Genomic DNA, 1,752 nt, shown 5'->3' on the forward strand with positions numbered 1-1,752 from the left:
GCCATCGTTCGGCTGCGCTGCATCGACAGCAGTTCTTCCCGCTCGGCTTCGCTCAGATTCATTTTGCCCATGCACCATTAGATCAGTGCAATTTCATTGGTTCAATGGACTAGGTGCTAGCGTTTCGCTAGAACTCCTGGACGATGTCGCGGTTCACTACACCGATGGCAATGTGCTATTGGAGCAATGTAAGAGCGCGCTTTCGCATAATGCTCTGTCTGATTGGTCAGAGGACCTTTGGAAGACTATTGCAAATTGGCTTGCGGTGATCGAGTCCAAGAAGGTGGACGGAGACAAAGCAACATTTCACCTCTACGTGACGCCGCCGAAGTCGGGAAAGCTGGGCTCCGCTGTTCATGACGCAACGTCTGCGGATGCCGTGGACCAGTTGCTCAAATTGGTCAAAGACAAACTCAGCAAGAAGGCCGAGCCGCCGAAGTGCCTGCCCTATGTGGAGCAGTTTCTTGACGTGGATGCGGTTCTTCGCAATCAGGTCATCTGCAAGACTTCGATTCTGAGCAGTGATGTCGATCCGATACAGCCTCTGCGTGATCTACTGGCACCTACTATTCCGGTCGGATCAATTGATATCATTTGCGAAGCCGCGATTGGGATGGCTCAGGCTTGGGCGGACCGTCTCATCCGGGCTGGCGAGCCTGCCCAGATCAGCGTCGGAGAGTTTCGGAAGCGATTTCAGGCTTTCGTTCAGCAGAACAACATGCCGGGCTATCTCGTTTCGCTATCCGCAGTGCCCACGACGATTGAGACGCGGGCCGTACTCACCAGCAGACCAACGTTTGTGCGGCAACTTCAATTAATCGAAGCCACGGAGAGGCAGCAGCTTCGTGCGGCCAGTGACCTCATGAGAACGTCCGGCGATAAGGCGAAGTGGGCCGAAGCTGGATTTATCTATGACGACACCTTTAAGGATTGGGAAGATTCGTTGCTACGACGACACGAAGCGTTTGCTAGCGAGGTCAAGGATCTTCATTCCGACAAGCCGGGGGTTGTGCAAGGTCGACTCGTCTACGGACGATGCTCGGTTTTGGAGGTGCCAATAGGCAATCGCACGGTGCCGGACTATTTCACTCATGGTGCGTTCAATGATCTGGCGAACAGGCGGGAGCTTGGCTGGCATCCGGAGCACAAGTCCCTTCTGGATGACGAGGAGGAGGCGTGAGCGAAATCGTTCAACTACACCGTCTGAGTGAGGCTGCGCTGGTTCAAAACGAGGCACTGGGTGCCTATGCGCTTTGGAAGTTTGCCCTTGGATATCAAGATCGTGATGGCCATGCGGCGACGCTGCCCCTGGCATTTCTTGTTTTGCCGCTGATTCTGTATAGCCCAACCTTGGAGATGGTGTTGCGTACGCAGAAGGGATCCGGATTGCATCTGTTTGCCGGCAAGCTCGGGGATCAGCGAGAAGATCTTCTCGCTATTCACGGTCGAGCATTGTCCTTGAGAAGGCTAACCGTAGATTCACTCATGTCTGCGGAGCAGTCCAGTCTTGTTCGGATCGATCCGACGACGGCGACGATGTGGGCAAATGGCCCATACGAGGACTTGCGCGCACCTGTATTGCCGGAGCGCATTCGGCGCCTCGGACTCGCCAGTGAAAGGATTGGCTATTGGTTTTCCGGCCTCACCGATCAGCAGGTGTGACCTGCCCTGGAATTTTCGGACCAGTTGAAACTTGAGAGAATGGCTTCCAACGGAGAAAAGGAAGTCATGAAGAAGAGCCGGTTTACGGAA

The 1,752-nt window shown here is 54.5% G+C and carries 2 protein-coding genes; both read left to right on the forward strand.

From position 1 onward, the window contains the following. Positions 1-85 precede the first annotated feature (85 nt). Entirely contained in the window at positions 86-1,180 is a 1,095-nt protein-coding gene (locus tag HWX36_RS36665; protein WP_175958574.1) for an ABC-three component system protein, read from the forward strand. After that, the gene (locus HWX36_RS36670; RefSeq protein ID WP_175958575.1) at positions 1,177-1,662 is read left to right on the forward strand and encodes a three component ABC system middle component; all 486 of its coding nucleotides are present in this window, start codon (positions 1,177-1,179) and stop codon (positions 1,660-1,662) included. The genes HWX36_RS36665 and HWX36_RS36670 overlap by 4 nt, the downstream gene beginning before the upstream one ends. Positions 1,663-1,752: the final 90 nt, after the last annotated feature.

Source organism: Burkholderia sp. BCC0405, assembly GCF_902833075.1.
Taxonomy (GTDB): domain Bacteria; phylum Pseudomonadota; class Gammaproteobacteria; order Burkholderiales; family Burkholderiaceae; genus Burkholderia.